This is a genomic window from Kitasatospora sp. NBC_01302 (assembly GCF_035976515.1).
Taxonomy (GTDB): domain Bacteria; phylum Actinomycetota; class Actinomycetes; order Streptomycetales; family Streptomycetaceae; genus Kitasatospora.
In genome coordinates this window covers 2,546,769-2,563,392 of the sequence record NZ_CP108404.1, presented here as the reverse complement: position 1 = coordinate 2,563,392, position 16,624 = coordinate 2,546,769, and the positions used below count along the sequence as shown (strand labels likewise).

Below are 16,624 nucleotides of genomic sequence, written 5' to 3'. Positions count from 1 at the left end.
TCCGAGGCCGCGCCCGGTCCGCCGGTGGGCGCGCCGAACTCGGTGAGCCAGATCGGCAGTCGAGGAGTACCGGCCTGGGTGAGCACGCTGCGCAGGCTCTCCTTGGTCCGGTCGATCTGCTCCCAGGCGGTGCCGAACGAGGTGCTCGCGCTGGGCAGGTAGGGGTAGCAGTACGGGTGGTAGCCGACCGCGTCCACCACCCGGGTGGCGCCCTGTTGGGCCACCTCGGCCAGGAAGGCGGTCGGCGCCAGGTCGCCGTGCCCGCTGTCGGTGGGGGCCAGGCCGCCGAGCACCACGAAGGCGTGCGGGTCGGCGTGGTGCAGCGCGGCGGCGCCCGCCTTCACGGTGGCGGCGTAGCCGGCCGGGTCGGCCGCCGGCGCCCAGAAGGTGGTCAGGTTGGGTTCGTTCCACAGCTCCCAGTCGTGCACTCCGCGCGGCGCGTAGCGCTGGGCGGCGGCCGCGGCGAAGGCGGCGAACCGGGCGGCGTCGTGCGGCCCGCAGGCCGGTTCCGTGCAGCCGGGCGACCGGGCCCACGGCGGGGTGGCGGTGAGTACCGGCAGCACGCTCAGGCCGCGTGCGTCGGCCGCCGCGACCACCCGGTCGAACAGGTGCCAGGCGTAGTCGCCCGGACCGTTGTGCTGGATGTCGTCCCAGGACAGGTCGGCGCGCACCAGGGTGGCGCCGACCTGCACGGCGGTGTCGAGCGCGGCGGCCAGGTCGGCGTCCGACATCCAGACCAGCCGGTCACCGTAGGCGATTCCGGTGACCGGGCGGGTCGGCGCGGGCGGGGTGGGCGGCGTCGGCCGCGGGTGCGAGCCGCCGCCGCAGCCGGCCAGCAGCGGTGTCAGCAGCAGCGCGAGCGACAGGACGGCCGCCACCGTCCACCGCGGGCACGGCCGTTGACGCTCCGGCCGCTGGAGATGGCGCCGCCGCATCGTTCCTCCCGCCCGGCCCCCGCCTGGCTCCTCGGTCCCCCGAGGTCACCCGGGGCCGTCCGGTCGACCGTACACCCGAGTCGGTGGACGGCGGCGGCGGGAGGGCCGTGAGGCTCAGTCAGCGGCCGGGGCCCCGCCCCAGCGCTTCTCCACCCCCGCGAACTTCCAGTACCCCAGCGCGCAGGCCCAGACCACCACGAACAGGCCGACGATCACGAAGCCGACGTTGTTGAGGTCGATCCCGGAGATCCAGCCGCTGACCGGGTCGGTGAGGTCCAGCTGGTCGTGCAGCACGCCGACCAGTTCGATGGTGCCGATGAAGAAGGCCACCGCGATCGAGAGCCCGGTGATGGTGAGGTTGTAGTACACCTTGCGGACCGGGTTGGAGAACGCCCAGTGGTAGGCGAAGTTCATGAAGGTGCCGTCGAGGGTGTCGAACAGGCTCATGCCCGAGGCGAAGAGCAGCGGCAGCAGCAGGATCGCGTACCAGGGCAGCCCAGCGGCGGCGCCGGAGCCCGCCATCACCATCAGCGCCACCTCGGTGGCGGTGTCGAAGCCGAGTCCGAAGAGCACACCGACCGGGTACATCTGCCAGGGGCGGCTGATGGACTTGGTCAGCCGGCCCAGGATCCGGTTCATGAAGCCGCGGTTGGCCAGGTGCTTCTCCAGCTCGTGCTCGTCGAACTGGCCCGCCCGCATCGCCCTGAAGACCCGGTAGATGCCGACGAGGGCGACCAGGTTGAGCGCGGCGATCAGGTAGAGGAAGCTGCCGGAGACGCTGGTGCCGATCACGCCGAGCGTCACATGGGCGTCCGACTTGTCGTCCACCAGGGTGCCCGCGATCTTGGCGCCCATCGCGATCAGCGCCGCCATCGCCATCACGATGGAGGAGTGGCCGATGGCGAACCAGAAGCCGACCGAGACCGGGCGCTGGCCGTCGGCCATCAGCTTGCGGGTGGTGTTGTCGATGGCGGCGATGTGGTCGGCGTCGAAGGCGTGCCGCATGCCGAGGGTGTAGGCGGTGACGCCCAGACCGAGGCCGAAGACCTGGCCGCCGACCTGGTAGTGGTGCGGGGCGACCATGCCCAGCAGGACGGCGAAGCCCACCACGTGCATGGCCACGATGACCGCCAGCAGCCCGGAGGTGCGGATCGTGTCGGCGCGCTGCCAGCGCGGGGGAGTGGTGGTCGCCGGGGCTGTCGTGGCCGGGGCGGGTATGACGGGGTTTTCGGGCAGACTCATGGCAGGGAACGCCTCTCCAGCACCTCGTGGACAGTTCTCGTAAGGTGCCGTGGCCGGTCTCCTGGCTGACGGGTCGAACGTGTCCGCGGCTCGCCTTCCCGGGCGCCTTGCGGCGCCCGGTGGCGGCCCGTCGTGGACGGGCGCGACGCGGACACTTCCCGATCACAGTGGCGAGGGCCGCTCCGGTCTGGAACCCCTGTTGAGGGTCCGTCACCGGTCTTCCCGAACACCACGGCGATCAACACCGTAGGTGCTGGGTCGTCATGTCGACAAGCCCGGCCGACTGCGACGCACCTCACCCGGTGAGCTGCGGCTCCCGTGCCGTCGGGGTCAGCCGCGCGAACTCCAGCGGGGCCGAGGGGTCGATCGAGAGCTCCGCGGGGGCGGGTTCGGCCCCGGCCCGCACCAGCAGGTCGCCGACGGCGGCGACCATCGCGCCGTTGTCGGTGCACAGGCCCACCGGCGGCACCCGCAGCGCGATGCCCGCCGCCGCGCAGCGCCGTTCGGCCAGCGCACGGACCCGCGAGTTGGCGGCCACCCCGCCGACCAGCACCAGGGTGCCGATCGCGTGGTCGCGGCAGGCGCGCACCGCCTTGCGGGTCAGCGTGTCGGCGATCGCCTCCTGCAGCGCGGCGGCGGCGTCGGCGACCCGCGGCTCGGCCCCGCCCGCGCGCTGCGCCTCCACCCAGCGGGCGGCGGCGGTCTTGAGACCGGAGAAGGAGAAGGCGTAGGGCGGGTCCGCCCGGCCGCTGAGCGGGCGCGGGAAGCGGACGGCGGACCGGTCGCCCGCCTTGGCCGCGCGGTCGATCGCCGGGCCGCCCGGGTAGGGCAGGCCCAGGATCCGGGCCACCTTGTCGAAGCACTCGCCGGCCGCGTCGTCCAGGGTGTCGCCGAGGTGCACGATCGGGTCCTTGGCCAGGTCGCGCACCAGCAGCAGCGAGGTGTGGCCGCCGGAGACGATCAGCACCACGCACGGGTCGGGCAGCGGCCCGCCGTCCAGCGTCGCGGCGGCCACGTGCCCCGCCAGGTGGTGCACCCCGTACAGCGGCACGCCCAGCGAGAAGGCGTAGCCCTTGGCGGCGGCCACCCCGACCTGCAGCGCCCCGGACAGGCCGGGGCCGGTGGTGACGGCGACCGCGCCGACGTCGGCCAGGGTGAGGCCGGCGCGGTCGAGCGCCTCGCGCACCACCGGTGCCATCGCCTGGACGTGGGCGCGGGCGGCGATCTCCGGCACCACACCGCCGAACCGGGCGTGCTCGTCCATGCTGGAGGCCACCGCCTGGCCGAGCAGCACGCCGTCGCGCACCAGGCCGGCGCCGGTCTCGTCGCAGGAGGACTCGATGCCCAGCACCACGGGGGAGGCGGATACCGGCGCTGTGGACACCGGCGCCGACGGCCTTGGCGCTGCGGACACCGGCGCTGAGGGCGTCGGCGCTGCGGGCATCAGACCTCCTCCACGGCGGCCGGCCCGGCGGCGGGCACGTTGGCCGACCACTTCTCCTCGATCCGCCCGACCTTCCAGATCACCAGCGCGGCGATCCAGACGACGAAGAAGAGCCCGACGATCAGGAAGCCGAGCAGATTGATGTCGATCCCGCTGACCCAGTCCCAGAACGCCCCGTGCAGGTCGAGCTGGTCGGCGAGCAGGCCGAGCAGCTCCACGGTGCCGATGATCAGCGCGACGGCCACCGACAGGCCGGTGATGGTCAGGTTGTAGTAGACCTTGCGCACCGGCTTGGAGAACGCCCAGCCGTAGGCGAAGTTCATGAACGAGCCGTCGATGGTGTCCAGCAGCGACATACCGGCCGCGAACAGCACGGGCAGGCACAGGATCGCGTACCAGGGCAGGCCGGAGGCGGCGCCGGAGCCTGCCAGCACCAGCAGTGCCACCTCGGTGGCGGTGTCGAAGCCGAGCCCGAACAGCAGTCCCACCGGGTACATCTGCCACGGCTTGGTGATCGACTTCATCACCCGGCCGAGCAGCCGGTTCATGAAGCCGCGGTTGTTCAGCTGCTCCTCCAGGGCCGCCTCGTCGAAGTGGCCCGAACGCATCTTCCGGAACACCTTCCAGATGCCGGCCAGCACGACGAGGTTGATCGCCGCGATGATGTAGAGGAACGTGCCGGAGACAGTGGTGCCGATCAGCCCGGTGACCTGGTGCAGCTTGGAGCCGTCGTCCTCCACCGGCCCGGCGAGCGCCTTGACGCCGAGCGAGAGCAGGAAGGCCAGCCCGAAGACGATCGAGGAGTGGCCGAGCGAGAACCAGAAGCCCACCGAGAGCGGTCGCTTGCCCTCGTGCATCAGCTTGCGGGTGGTGTTGTCGATGGCGGCGATGTGGTCGGCGTCGAAGGCGTGCCGCATGCCGAGCGTGTAGGCGGTGACACCGATGCCGATGCCGAAGCTCTTGCTGCCCAGGCTCAGGTGCTGCGGGGCGACGATCGCGACCAGGGTGAACCAGCCGACGACGTGCAGGGCCAGGATGAAGCCGGCCATGCCCGCCAGGCGGGTCCACTCCTGGCGGCTCATCGAGGCGGCGGCCTGCCGCCAGCCGCCGCTGGTTCTGCCGGGGCCGGTCTTGGCGGGACTGGAGGCTGTGGTCATGGGTGTGCTCCTGCTGCTTGTGGTGACAGCGGCACAACCTAGATGCACCCTGATCCTAGTTGCAATACGGTGGCAATTAGAACGGGGGTGCCGGGGGCGCGCGGGGGGCTCGTGACAGCGGACGGCGGGTGGTGGACGGCGGGTGGTGGGCCGTGGATTGGTGCGGGGTCGGCCGGACGTCCCGGCGGGCGCCGGTTGGGAAGACGATCGTCGGTCGGAAGGACACGCCCGCGGGGAGTGCGCCCAGGTCGGCTGACGGGCCGACCCCACAGCTGACATGCTGATGCACTGTGGTGGCTATTGCAAGTGATGCGCAATAGTGTGTTCGCCGGCACGATCATCCGCGTGATCCACGTATGAAAGGGGCCGTGTCCTGATGGGCACCTACTCGCTTCCCGACCTGCCGTACGACTACTCCGCCCTGGAGCGGGCGATGTCCGCCGAGATCCTGGAGCTGCACCACTCCAAGCACCACGCCGCCTACGTCAAGGGCGCCAACGACACCATCGAGCAGCTCGCCGAGGCCCGCGACAAGGAGCAGCTCGGCGGCCTGGTCGGGCTGCAGAAGACGCTGGCCTTCCACCTCTCCGGCCACGTCCTGCACTCGCTCTTCTGGCAGAACCTCTCCCCGGAGGGCGGCGACCGCCCCGAGGGCGCCCTCGCCGACGGCATCACCGAGCACTTCGGCAGCTTCGAGGCGTTCAAGAAGCAGCTCACCGCCGCCACCGTCGGCGTCCAGGGCAGCGGCTGGGGCATCCTCTCCTGGGAGCCGCTCGGCAAGCGCCTGATCGTCGAGCAGGTCTACGACCACCACGGCAACGTCGGCCAGGGCACCACCCCGCTGCTCGCCTTCGACGCCTGGGAGCACGCGTACTACCTGCAGTACAAGAACGTCCGCCCCGACTACGTGACCCGCCTGTGGGACGTCGTCAACTGGCAGGACGTCGCCGCCCGCTTCACGGCGGCCACCAGCGCCTGACGTACTGCGACGGCCCCGCCCGGCCCCCAGGGCGCCGGGCGGGGCCGCTCTGCTACTCGAAGGCGGCCCGGACCTGGCGGGCCTCGCTGTCTGCCCCGGACGCGTTGGGGTGCACGAAGGTGCACGCCTCACCGGTGCCGGGGATCTCGGTACACAGGCCGGCCGGGGGGTCCGTCTGGTCGCCCTGGCCGGTGAGGTCGTCCTTGACCCCGTACATCCACTTCTGCGCTTCGGGCGCGCACACCCCGTGGCCGACGCTGGGACCGTAGGTGTCGACGTAGGTCGCACCGATGTCGGCGGCGTGCGCGGCGATCAGGCACCGAGGGCGGGCCGTAGAGCTTCGAGGGCGGCTGCGGGCCCAGGACACGTTCGCGCGCTGGGTGACGTGACCCGAGCTTCGGGGTTCGGGATCCGAGCGCTCTCTCCGAGGAACGGTGGGTGGTCATCTCCCGCCCACCCGCCCAATGCCTTTGCTGGTCAATGAATATGACTTCTCGTCACGACTTGACTACGTCTGGCGATCGCGGTGTACGGTTCGCGCAAAGAAACGACCCCCGCCGGTGCTACCAACACCGAACGGGGGTCTGACCGAACTTGATCGAGATCGAGGTCGATCCAGTGGCTGTCTGCCACCCTACCGCCGCGCCCGGCTACGGCAAGCGTTCCGCGCCGTCCCAAAGCCCCCGCACCCAGCAGGACTTCTCCCACCTGCCCGAACGCGAGGCCTACCTCGCCGCCTACATCGACCGTCTGCCCGACGGCGCGGCGATCGACACCAAGACCCTCGCCCGCGAACAACCCCGCTACGGCCAACAGGCCGTCCGCTCCGCCCTGCGCAAACTCGCCGACCTCGGCCACCTGCTGCGCATCCGCGAACGGGTCGGCGAGGGCCTCACCCGCTGGGTCTCGCGCACCTACTTCTCCCGCACCGCCCGCCCGGTGGTGTGGTGGCAACGCTTCCTCGCCGACCGCCGCACCACCGCCGGCGGCGGTAGCGCGGACCCCGCCCCCACGCCCCCCGCACGCTCCATCGCCTACCGCGCCCTCGCCTCCCTCGGCGCGGCGGACAAGCGGATGATGCTCTCGGCTCGCGAGTGCGAGGAGCTGGAACCCCTGGCGGCGGGCTGGTTCGCCCGCAACGTGACGGTCGAACAGTTCCGGTATGCGATGACGAACGGCCTTCCCGCCGCCGTGCAATGCGCCGGTGCCTTCACCCGCAGACGGTTGGTGGACCGAATCCCGCCAGAGCCGGAGCACGTCGGCCCCCACCGCCGGGAGGCGCCACCCCGTCCGGCCGCCGACGTCCACCGCCGGGCCACCGAAGTCCGCGCCATCCTGCGGAAAAACAGGACGGCCGTGCCGGGGTAGAACCCACCGGAATCCACCTGCGCGTCCTGGACAGCCTCTGGGGCTTCCGGGACGCGGTGGCCACCTGGCCCTGCGGGTGATCGGACTTCCCATCGGACGCGAACTCACCGCCAGCTGAACAGGCGAACCGGGGCCACGACGGCGAGGGCGCGCCGCACCGCGACACGCGATGCGGCACAGCTCCCGGCCGCCGCTGTCGCCGCCCGGCGGCCCGGCAACTCGCCCAAGCCGCATCATCGACTCGGCCACCCTCACCTTCACCGACGGCACCACTCGCACCGTCACCGGGGCCACCCCCTACTCCCGGTAAGCCGCAATGGTCGGAGGCCGCCCCGCGCGGTGGATGAGTACTTCCCCGCGCCTCGCGAGCAGGCCGCCCAGGTGCTGGCCTGCTGGCGCGGCGACGAGTGACCGCTGACGCGCTGCCAAAGTCGGCTACCTCAACTTTGGCGGCGCGCGAGCTGCGTCGACTCAGCGGATGACGGGGAACCGGTCGCACCGCCAGTCGTTCACCCGCTTGCGGATGCTCGCCACCATCGGCAGGCAGTCCACCTCGTCCGGGGTGAACCAGGCCATCTCGGACGACTCGTCCTGCGGGCGCGCTGGACTGGGGGCAGCAACGACCGCCAGAGTGAGCAGGAGGATCCGCGGCCCGCTGAGACCTCGGGAGCATGGACATGGACCCATCGCGAAGGGGCGTGCTCGGGGCGGGCCTGTACTCGGTCGCCCTGACCATCCCCGGCTGGCAGGACGTCGTCGGACGGTTCGGCAAGCTCAGGACCGACCCGCACACCCGCATCGGCATGGCCGAGGTCGAGGCGGTGATGGCCATGACCGAGCGCATCAGCGAGATGGACGACCAGTTCGGCGGGCGGACCGCCCGGCCGATGGCCGCCGCGTTCATGGTCAACAACGTTGCCCCGCACTTGCAGGCCACTGCCTCGGAGGGCGTCCGCAAGGCCATGCTGTCCGCCGCCGCGGACCACCTCTACCTGACCGGCTACATGGCCGTCGACGAGCGCCTGGACATGCTCGGCCAGAACTACTACACGAAGGCGCTGGAACTGGCCGGCGCCGCCGGCGACCACCTGACCTACTGCACCGTCCTTCGGGGGATGAGTGTGCAGGCCGTCGAACTCGGCCACGGCCAGGCCGCCCTGCGGTACGCGGACGCCGCGTCAGCCGCTTCGCCAGAGGCGGGCCCGAGGATGCGTGCGTTCCTCGCCGGACAACAGGCACACGCGCTCGCCCGGATCGGCGACCGGCGAGGAGCGCTGGCGATGCTTCACGCGGCGGAGGCAGCGATGGAACAGGCCGAGTCCAAGGCGAAGGCCCACGGCTCCTACGACCCCGCCTCACTCGCCTACCACGTGGCCCAGGTGAACTACGAACTCGGCGACCGCGAAGGCGCGATCCGCGCGCTGGAGCAGTCCGAGAAGGTCAGGCCGCACGTCTACCGCCGAGCCCGGGTCCGGCACCGCTCCATGCTCGCCGAATGGAAGCTGGAGGCCGGACTGCTGGAAGAGGCCGTCCAGACCTGGCACCTCGCACTCGACGACTACCCGCATGTCCAGTCCGGCCGGGCCGACGACCGCTTCCGAGCGATGCTGGCCGCCATCAGACCGCACGCCCGGAATCCACGCGCCCGGGACCTCCTCGAACGCGCCCGGCCGATGGCTGCCTCGCAGCTCGGCTGAGGTCCTGGGACGCGGGGGCGGGGGCAGCGCGTTGAACGGGTATGGACCGCACAACGACGGGTTCCGGATCGCCGGAGCCGCTGGAATTCCGGGCGTTCGCCGCCGCGATGGGGCGACGGCTGGTGCGCACGGCGTATCTGCTGACCGGTGGTGACGCGCATCTCGCCGAGGATCTCGCGCAGGAGGCGCTGGGGCGGATCTACGGGAAGTGGCGCCGGATATCCCGGCTGGAGAACCCGGCGGGCTATGCGCAGACGGTGCTGTTCCACACCTTCCTGTCGCACCGCCGGCGGCGGGCGAGCACCGAGCACGTCACCGACCGGTTCGCGGAGACGGCCGAGACGGCCGTCAGCGACCCGGACCCGGCGCTGCGGCTCACCATGCTCCGCGCGCTCGGCGAACTGCCCGTCCAGGACCGCGCCGTGCTGGTGCTGCGGTTCTGGGAGGACCGCAGCGTCGAGGAGACCGCGGCGGTCCTGCGGCTCAGTGCCAGCGGGGTGCGTTCCCGCAGCAGCCGGGCGCTGGAGCGGCTGCGGGCGGTGCTCGGCGACCAGTTGGACGAGTTGCCCCACCCCTGACCTGACCTGACCTCACCTGACCGTCACCACCCCATCCAGAAAGGCCCGCTCCACCATGCCCCTTGAGGACTCCATCACCGAACTCCTGCGCGAGGCCGCGGACCTCGCCCCCGACACGCCCGGCGAGCTGCTGGCCGACGGCGGCGAGCGGCGCGGCCGGCGCCGGGTCGCCCGCCGCCGGGCGGGCATCGTGGCCGGCGGTGTGGCCGTGCTGGCCGTGGCCGGTCTGGTCGCCGTCCAACTGCGCCCCGGTGACGACCGGGTGGCGCCGTCGAGCCGGCAGACCACCGCCTCTCCAGGGCCGAGCTCGGCGCTCGCCACCCTCGTGCCCCTGCTCCCGCCGGGGCGGACCAGTGAGCGGAGCGGCCCGGACCCGGTGACCGGCCAGGGGCCGGCGGCGAGGCTCGTCTTCGACGACGGCCACGGCGCCACGCTGCTGCAACTGTCCACCGCCACGGTCGGCCTGCCGCTCGGCGACGACACCGACGGAACCCAGTGCCCGGATCCGTTCATGATGCCCACCGAGGACTGCACGCGGACCGTCCGGCCGGACGGCGCGATCCTGGTCGTCGACAGGGCGGCCCCGTTCTCCACCGACCCGGCCAAGGAGTGGAGCGCGGTGTACACCCGCGTCGACGGGCGGCAGGTGCGGCTCGACGAGTACAACTCCCGTACGCCGGCCGGCCCGGCGACCCGGGCCGATCCCGCGCTGTCCGCCGAGCAGTTGACCGCCGTGGTGACCAGCAGCTCCTGGGACGGGCTGATCGGCGCGGCCCGTCCGGTCACCGCCCCGACGACCGGAACGCCCGCGCCGAAGGCTCCGCGGCCCGCCGACGTCCTGGCGACCGCCGACCGGCTGCTGCCCGCCGGTGTGCAGCACGACAACGGCACCACACCGCAGACCACCGCCGGCGAGGGGCATCTGACGGTGACCGCCGCCGGGCGCAGCAGCGTGCTGGTGATCACGGTCGATCCGCAGCTGGACCGGGGCGCCGGCGATCCCCGGGGCGCCTTCGAAGGCAGCGTCCGCGCGGGCCAGCAGCTGACCCGCGCGGTGAACGGCGGCAGCAGCGTGATCACCTCGACGACCCCCGTCACCACGAGCAGCGGCGCGCCCGCCAGCCTGTGGATGGTCGAGGCCATGCTGCCGGACGGCACCGGGGTCACCATCGACGAGACCGACGGCAGCAACGGCTACGACATCCAGCCAGGGCCGCCGGTGCTGACCATCGACCAGCTCACGGCCCTCGCCACGGACCCGGGCTGGCAGCAGCACTGAGCGGCCGTCACGCCGACCGTCAGGCGATCACCGCCTGGTAGACGGCGCGGGCCAGCCGCTCGTTCTCCGGCGCGGCGCCGCCGGGGAAGGCGAAGCGGCGGCGGGTGTAGCCGTAGGCCAGGCCGGTGCGCGGGTCGCCGAAGGCGAGGGCGCCGGCCGCGCCGGCGTGGCCGAAGGTGTCCGCGCCCAGCGCCGGGTACTCGAGGCCCAGCGCCTGGAAGCCGAGGGCGTAGCTCGCCGAACCGCCCGCCACCAGGTCCTCCCCGACCGACTGGGGCCGGGCGAAGTCGCGCACCGTGTCCGCCTTGAGCAGCGGGCCGCGGCCGTTGAAGCCGCCGAGCATCGCCGCGTACATCCCGGCGATGCCGCGCGCGTTGCCGACGCCGCCGACCGAGGCCGGGCTCTTGGCCAGCGCGGTGGGCGAGTTGACGAAGGCGACCAGGTCGAAGGCGGGGTCGGCGCTGGTGTTGAAGGCGATCGCCAGGCGGTTGTAGCGCCCGGGGTGGGCACTGGCGGCCATGGTGGCCTGCTGCTCGGCGGTCGGCAGCATGGGCAGCACGTCGCGGTGGCGGTGCCGCTCCGACTCCGGCAGGCCGAGGTAGAAGTCGAGACCGTACGGGGCCCGGACCCGCTCCTCGTAGAGCTCCTGGACGCTGCTGCCCGTCACCCGCCGTACCACCTCGCCGACCAGCGCGCCGATCGCCAGCGCGTGGTAGCCGTGGGCCGTGCCCGGCTGCCAGAACGGGCGCTGCCCGGCCAGTCGCTCGGCGATGATCCGGTCGTCGGCCAGCTCCTCGGCGGCGAAGCCGTCGTCCGCGCCGATCACCCCGGAGCGGTGCGAGAGCAGCTGGCGCAGCGTCACCGCGCCCTTGCCGTGGGCCGCGAACTCCGGCCAGTAGTCCGCTACCGTGCGGTCGAGTTCGAGCAGGCCCTCCTCCACCAGCAGGGCCGTGACCAGGTACGCGGCGCCCTTGGTCACCGAGAAGACACCGCTGAGCGAATCGCCGGTGACCTCGCCCGCCCACAAGTCGACCACCAGGCGACCGTCCTGATAGGCGGCCAGCTGCGCGCCCGGATCGACGGGCTCGGCGCCCACGAACGCCGCGAACTCCGCCCGCACCGCCTCGAACCCCTCGGCCACCGTCCCGTGGACCTCTCCTGCTCCCTGCGCCATGAAATCCCCCAAAGGTCGTCCGTAGCCGCCGGCCGTGATCACCGGCGCGCCAGGAGAACCCGGCCCTGTGCCGATTCATTCCAGGTGTCCGATCGCCTTTCCAGGCCGCGTCACGACATGACACACGATCAGGAGGGCCGGCAGGCAGCGGCGGAGTCGATTGACGCGGTGTACACACTCAGTGTAGACACTCGGTTATGACAGTTCCTCTCGCACTGCTCGGGCTGCTGGAACGGGAGCCGAGCCATGGGTATGACCTCAAGCGCGACTACGACACGTACTTCGGGCGGGGCAAGCCGCTGCTGATCGGTCAGGTGTACTCCACGCTCGGGCGGTTGGCCCGGGACGGGAAGGTGGTGGTGGGGCCGGCGGAGCCGGGGGCGGGGCCGGACCGCAAGCGGTACGTGATCACCGACAAGGGGGCCACCGAGCTGCAGAGCTGGCTCGCCGAGCCGATCGAGGCCGAACCGCACCTGCAGACGGTGCTGTTCACCAAGGTGGTGCTGGCGCTGATGCTGGGGCGCGACGCGGAGGCGTACCTCGACGTGCAGCGGGCGGCACACGTGCAGCGGATGCGGGAGCTGATGGAGATCAAGCGCACCGGTCCGCTGGTCGACAAGCTCCTCGCCGACCACGGGATGTTCCACCTGGAGGCCGACCTGCGCTGGATCGAGATCACCTCGGCCCGGCTCGGCGCGCTCAAGGCGGAGGTGCTCGGATGAGCGAGTTCTTGGTCGAGGCGCGCGAGGCGGTGCTCTCGTTCGGTCGGACGCCCGCGCTGCGCGGGGCGAACCTGGGGGTGGCGCGGGGGGAGATCCTGGCCATCATGGGGCCGAGCGGGTCGGGCAAGTCGACGCTGCTGCACTGCCTGGCGGGCATCCTGACCCCCGACAGCGGGGAGATCGTCTTCGACGGCCGGCGGGTGGACCAGCTGCGCGAGACCGAGCGCAGCGAGCTGCGGCGCGACCGGTTCGGGTTCGTCTTCCAGTTCGGCCAGTTAGTGCCGGAGTTGACCGCCGAGGAGAACGTGGCGCTGCCGCTGCTGCTCGGTGGCGTGCGTCGGTCCGCGGCGCTGGCCGAGGCGCGCGGCTGGTTCGAGCGACTCGGGCTGGAGGGTCTTCAGGGGCGCAGGTCGGGGGAGCTGTCGGGCGGTCAGGCCCAGCGCGTCGCGCTGGCCCGGGGCCTGGTGGCCAAGCCGGACGTGCTCTTCGCCGACGAGCCGACCGGGTCGCTGGACTCGCTCACCGGCGAGCAGGTGATGGAGCTGCTGGTCACCTCCGCCCGGGAGCAGGGCACCACCGTGGTCATCGTGACCCACGAGCCCCGGGTGGCGGCCTGCGCGGACCGCGAGGTCGTGGTGCGGGACGGCAAGGTCTCGGGGTTCTCGCTGGGGCGGGTGGCCTCGTGATACGCCTGGCGATGATCAGGCTCGGTCTGCGGCTGACGGTGGGCGGCGGACGGGAGGCGGCGGCGCGGCTGGCCGTCATCGCGGCGGCCACCGCCCTGGGGGTGGGCCTGCTGCTCAGCACGCTCGCCGCGACCAACGCCGTCACCACCCAGAACGACCGCAACGCCTGGCTCAACAGCGGGGGAGTCTTCGCCGGTTCGGGCGACGCCTCCGCCGAAGCGGGTGCCGCTGCCGGGTCCGTCGGCTCGACGGCGAGCCCGCAGGCGGCCACCGGCACCACCGGCGCGCGGGTGGACCCGCTGTGGTGGCAGATCGGCGCGGACAGCTACAAGGGCACCATCCTGGGCCGGGTCGATGTGGCCGCCACCGGGCCGAACTCGCCCGTCCCGCCGGGCATCCCGCGCCTGCCGGGCCCCGGCGAGTACTACGCCTCGCCGGCGCTCGCCGAGCTGCTGCGCACCGTCCCGGCCGCGCAGCTCGCCGACCGCTACCCCGGCCGCCTGATCGGCACCATCGGCGACAAGGCGCTGCCCGGCCCGGACTCGCTGATCATCGTGGTCGGCCACCGGCCCGACGAGCTCGCCGCCGGGCACCAGGCCCGCAAGCTGACCGCGATCTCGGGCCTCTCGCCGGCCGACTGCTCCAGCGGCTGTGTGGTGGGCACCGACCACAGCGGCATGAACCTGATCCTCTCGGTGGTGGCCGCCGCGCTGATCTTCCCGGTGCTGATCCTGATCGGCACGGCCACCCGGCTCGCAGCCACCCGGCGCGAGCAGCGGTTCGCCGCGATGCGGTTGGTGGGGGCGACGCCCCGGCAGATCTCGGTGGTCTCGGCCGTCGAGTCCACGGTGGCCACGGTGGCCGGTGTTCTGGTCGGCTTCGCCCTGTACCTCCTGGTGCGGCCGGAGCTGGCGTCGGTGAACTTCACCGGCACGCTCTTCTTCCGCGCCGACCTGGCGCTCAGCCCGGCCGACGTGCTGGTGGTCGCCCTCGGCGTGCCGGTCGCGGCCGCGGTCTCGGCCCGGATCGCGCTGCGCCGGGTGCAGATCTCCCCACTGGGCGTCAGCCGGCGGGTCACGCCGCGCCCGCCGCGGGCCTACCGGGTGATCCCGCTGGTCGGCGGCCTGCTGGAACTCGGCTACTTCATCGGCCGGCGTCCCGCGACCATCGACGGCCAGACCTACGCGTTCCTGACGGGGATCCTGCTGGTGCTGGCCGGGATCGTGGTCGCCGGGCCGTGGCTGACCATGGCCGGCGGCCGGCTGATGGCCAGAGGGACCAGCCGGCCGGACCGTCTGGTCGCCGGGCGGCGCCTGGCGGACGATCCGAAGGGCGGCTTCCGGGCGGTCAGCGGGCTGGTGCTGGCGCTCTGCGTCACCAGCGGCGCGGTCGGGGTGATCACCTCGATGGTCGCCGAGCGCGGCATTCCGGGCGGCAGCGCGGCGATCCGCAACACCCTGATCGCCGACTACATCGACTTCGACAACCAGGGCCGGCAGATCAACACGGTGACCCCGCCGCCGGACGCGGTGCTGACCGAACTGCGGGCGATCCCGGGCGTGCAGGGTGTGCTGGTCAACCACGAGGACCCGAGCTACGTCCGCGGGCCCGGCTACGGCGGCGGCCTGGTGACCTGCGCGCAGCTGGCCACCCTGCCGTCGGCCTTCGGCGCCTGCCCGGCCGGCGCGCAGACGGCGGCGGTCAACTCGGCCTTCGACATCATCGGCCTGCAGGGCCCCGACGCACCGCCCTGGCCGACGGTCTGGCCGGCCGCCACGGACTCCGCCGCGCAGCTCCAGCAGGACACCCGGGTCCAGGAGATCGACGTGGCCACCGACGGTTCGACAGCGGCGATCGAGCGGGCCCGGACCCTGTTGGTGCGCGCCTACCCGGGCGAGAGCCCGCCCGTGACCATCGGCGAGGACCGCGCGCGCAGGGCGCAGGAACTCGCCGGCTTCCAGCGGCTGGCCGATGTGGTGATCGGCGTCAGTTTCCCGATCGCCGGCTGCAGCCTGGCGGTGAGCGTGGCCGGCGGTCTGGCCGACCGCAAGCGCCCGTTCAGCCTGCTGCGGCTGACCGGGGTGCGGCTGGCGGTGCTGCGCCGGATCGTGCTGCTGGAGAGTGCGGTGCCGCTCTTCGTGGTCGCCGCGGTGGCGATCGGGACCGGATTCCTGGCCGCCGCGCTCTTCCTGAAGGCGCAGCTCGACTACACGCTCCGGGCCCCCGGCGGCGACTACTACCTGATGGTCGTCCTGGGGCTGGCCGCCGGGCTCGGGGTGATCGCCGCCACCCTGCCGCTGCTGCGGCGGATCACCGGACCGGAGGTGGCCCGCAACGATTGAGCCAATCACCACGAGGGTGCGCGCGGGTGCCGCAACGGTGTCCGGTCCTGGGGAGAGCTCCTGGGCCGGGCGCCGTTGCGTCGTATTCAGGCCGGATATCGGCCGGCTGACGGCCACGGATCCGCATGTGTACTGAGCGTTTCCCCCACCGTCATCCGTTACCCCTGATAGCGCGGTCATCCGGCCGCTATGCGGCGGGGGAGGAAAGAGGGGCGTGAGATGAGTGCTCAGGTGACGGCCGGACAGCTGCTGCGCGGGCAGCGCCAGGCGTGTTCCGACGTTCGCACGGTGCCCCCGGGACGGATGGTCAAGAAGGGCGGGGGGCCGGTGCCGGACGTCATGGTGCTGACCAGAGCCGCCGATCCGATCGCCCGGGCCGGTCTGCAGAGCTACCTGCGCGCCGTCCCGGGGGTGACCCTGGTCGACGACCGGCCGCCGGGCCTGCGCTGCACGGTGGTCCAGCTCGCCGACTCGGTCAGCCCCGAGCTGCTGCGCGAGGCGCGGCTGCTGGCCGCCGATCCGCGGCTGCGCCTGGTGCTGATCCTCGGCCGGCTCCAGGAGTCCGAGCTGCTCGACGTGGTGAGCTGCGGGGTGACCTCCATCCTGTGGCGGCACGAGGTGACCCAGGCCCGCCTGCTGAAGGCGGTCCACAGCGCGCAGACCGGCCGCAACTCGCTGCCGACCGACCTGCTCTCCCGGTTGCTCGACCAGGTCGGCCGCACCGGGCGGCCGGGCGCGGGCGCGGGCGCGTCGGGCGGTGCGGGCGCGGCCGCGGGGGCCGGGGCCGGTGCGGCGCGGGCGACGGCCCAGGCGGTGGACGATGCCGCGGGCGCGCTGAGCGAGCGGGAGACCGGGATCCTGCGGCTGGTCGCCGACGGCCTGGACACCGCGGAGATCGCCGACACCCTCGGCTACTCCGAGCGCTGGGTGAAGAACGTGCTGCACGGCCTCACCACCCGGCTGAGCCTGCGCAACCGCTCGCACGCCGTCGCCTACGCGCTGCGCCGGGGGCTGATCTAGC

14 protein-coding genes, 1 pseudogene and 1 riboswitch are annotated in these 16,624 nt (G+C 72.7%); of the genes and pseudogenes, 9 read left to right on the top strand and 6 right to left on the bottom strand.

Annotation, left to right across the window (positions count from 1 at the left end; all coding sequences use genetic code 11):
* Nucleotides 1-35: 35 nt before the first annotated feature.
* The 4 genes and pseudogenes from OG294_RS10780 to OG294_RS10765 form a co-directional block, all read right to left on the bottom strand.
* A pseudogene (locus tag OG294_RS10780) lies at nucleotides 36-731 on the bottom strand (cellulase family glycosylhydrolase); the annotation flags it as partial.
* Between the two features lie 318 nt (nucleotides 732-1,049).
* A complete protein-coding gene (locus OG294_RS10775) occupies nucleotides 1,050-2,177 on the bottom strand; it encodes a HoxN/HupN/NixA family nickel/cobalt transporter (protein WP_327066250.1) in 1,128 nt (375 codons plus the stop codon).
* Between the two features lie 34 nt (nucleotides 2,178-2,211).
* Nucleotides 2,212-2,426, bottom strand: a riboswitch (cobalamin riboswitch).
* A 46-nt stretch (nucleotides 2,427-2,472) separates the two neighbouring features.
* Nucleotides 2,473-3,561 (bottom strand): tRNA (adenosine(37)-N6)-threonylcarbamoyltransferase complex transferase subunit TsaD, encoded by a 1,089-nt coding sequence (gene tsaD / locus OG294_RS10770; RefSeq protein WP_442789134.1) that lies wholly within the window; start codon nucleotides 3,559-3,561, stop codon nucleotides 2,473-2,475.
* Nucleotides 3,562-3,620: 59 nt separating this feature from the next.
* Nucleotides 3,621-4,778 (bottom strand): HoxN/HupN/NixA family nickel/cobalt transporter, encoded by a 1,158-nt coding sequence (locus tag OG294_RS10765; protein WP_327066249.1) that lies wholly within the window; start codon nucleotides 4,776-4,778, stop codon nucleotides 3,621-3,623.
* A gap of 376 nt (nucleotides 4,779-5,154) precedes the next feature.
* Between OG294_RS10765 and OG294_RS10760 the strand changes: the two genes are divergently transcribed.
* The gene (locus tag OG294_RS10760) at nucleotides 5,155-5,757 is read left to right on the top strand and encodes a superoxide dismutase (protein ID WP_327066248.1); all 603 of its coding nucleotides are present in this window, start codon (nucleotides 5,155-5,157) and stop codon (nucleotides 5,755-5,757) included.
* Nucleotides 5,758-5,809: 52 nt separating this feature from the next.
* Here OG294_RS10760 and OG294_RS10755 read toward each other — a convergent pair whose 3' ends face one another.
* Nucleotides 5,810-6,124, bottom strand: coding sequence for a hypothetical protein (locus OG294_RS10755; RefSeq protein WP_327066247.1), 315 nt, complete (start codon nucleotides 6,122-6,124; stop codon nucleotides 5,810-5,812).
* A 227-nt stretch (nucleotides 6,125-6,351) separates the two neighbouring features.
* On the opposite strand from OG294_RS10755, the gene OG294_RS10750 reads away from it, so the two are divergent.
* The 4 genes from OG294_RS10750 to OG294_RS10735 all read left to right on the top strand — a co-directional run bounded on the left by OG294_RS10750 (nucleotide 6,352) and on the right by OG294_RS10735 (nucleotide 10,679).
* Nucleotides 6,352-7,125 (top strand): hypothetical protein, encoded by a 774-nt coding sequence (locus OG294_RS10750; protein ID WP_327066246.1) that lies wholly within the window; start codon nucleotides 6,352-6,354, stop codon nucleotides 7,123-7,125.
* Nucleotides 7,126-7,796: 671 nt separating this feature from the next.
* The gene (locus tag OG294_RS10745; RefSeq protein WP_327066245.1) at nucleotides 7,797-8,822 is read left to right on the top strand and encodes a tetratricopeptide repeat protein; all 1,026 of its coding nucleotides are present in this window, start codon (nucleotides 7,797-7,799) and stop codon (nucleotides 8,820-8,822) included.
* Nucleotides 8,823-8,863: 41 nt separating this feature from the next.
* Nucleotides 8,864-9,400: a SigE family RNA polymerase sigma factor gene (locus OG294_RS10740; RefSeq protein WP_327066244.1), complete on the top strand. Its 537-nt coding sequence runs from the start codon at nucleotides 8,864-8,866 to the stop codon at nucleotides 9,398-9,400.
* A gap of 55 nt (nucleotides 9,401-9,455) precedes the next feature.
* Nucleotides 9,456-10,679: a hypothetical protein gene (locus OG294_RS10735; protein ID WP_327066243.1), complete on the top strand. Its 1,224-nt coding sequence runs from the start codon at nucleotides 9,456-9,458 to the stop codon at nucleotides 10,677-10,679.
* Between the two features lie 19 nt (nucleotides 10,680-10,698).
* On the opposite strand, the gene OG294_RS10730 is transcribed toward OG294_RS10735, so the two are convergent.
* The gene (locus tag OG294_RS10730) at nucleotides 10,699-11,853 is read right to left on the bottom strand and encodes a serine hydrolase domain-containing protein (RefSeq protein WP_327066242.1); all 1,155 of its coding nucleotides are present in this window, start codon (nucleotides 11,851-11,853) and stop codon (nucleotides 10,699-10,701) included.
* 197 nt (nucleotides 11,854-12,050) lie between these two features.
* Between OG294_RS10730 and OG294_RS10725 the strand changes: the two genes are divergently transcribed.
* The 4 genes from OG294_RS10725 to OG294_RS10710 all read left to right on the top strand — a co-directional run bounded on the left by OG294_RS10725 (nucleotide 12,051) and on the right by OG294_RS10710 (nucleotide 16,623).
* Entirely contained in the window at nucleotides 12,051-12,575 is a 525-nt protein-coding gene (locus tag OG294_RS10725; RefSeq protein ID WP_327066241.1) for a PadR family transcriptional regulator, read from the top strand.
* Nucleotides 12,572-13,261 carry an ABC transporter ATP-binding protein gene (locus tag OG294_RS10720; protein ID WP_327066240.1) on the top strand — a complete coding sequence of 230 codons (690 nt, stop codon included), beginning with the start codon at nucleotides 12,572-12,574 and terminating at the stop codon, nucleotides 13,259-13,261. Before OG294_RS10725 ends, OG294_RS10720 begins: the two co-directional genes overlap by 4 nt.
* A gap of 11 nt (nucleotides 13,262-13,272) precedes the next feature.
* Nucleotides 13,273-15,603: an FtsX-like permease family protein gene (locus tag OG294_RS10715; protein ID WP_327066239.1), complete on the top strand. Its 2,331-nt coding sequence runs from the start codon at nucleotides 13,273-13,275 to the stop codon at nucleotides 15,601-15,603.
* 219 nt (nucleotides 15,604-15,822) lie between these two features.
* On the top strand, nucleotides 15,823-16,623 hold the full coding sequence (locus OG294_RS10710) for a helix-turn-helix transcriptional regulator (protein ID WP_327066238.1): 801 nt from the start codon (nucleotides 15,823-15,825) through the stop codon (nucleotides 16,621-16,623).
* Nucleotide 16,624 lies beyond the last annotated feature (1 nt).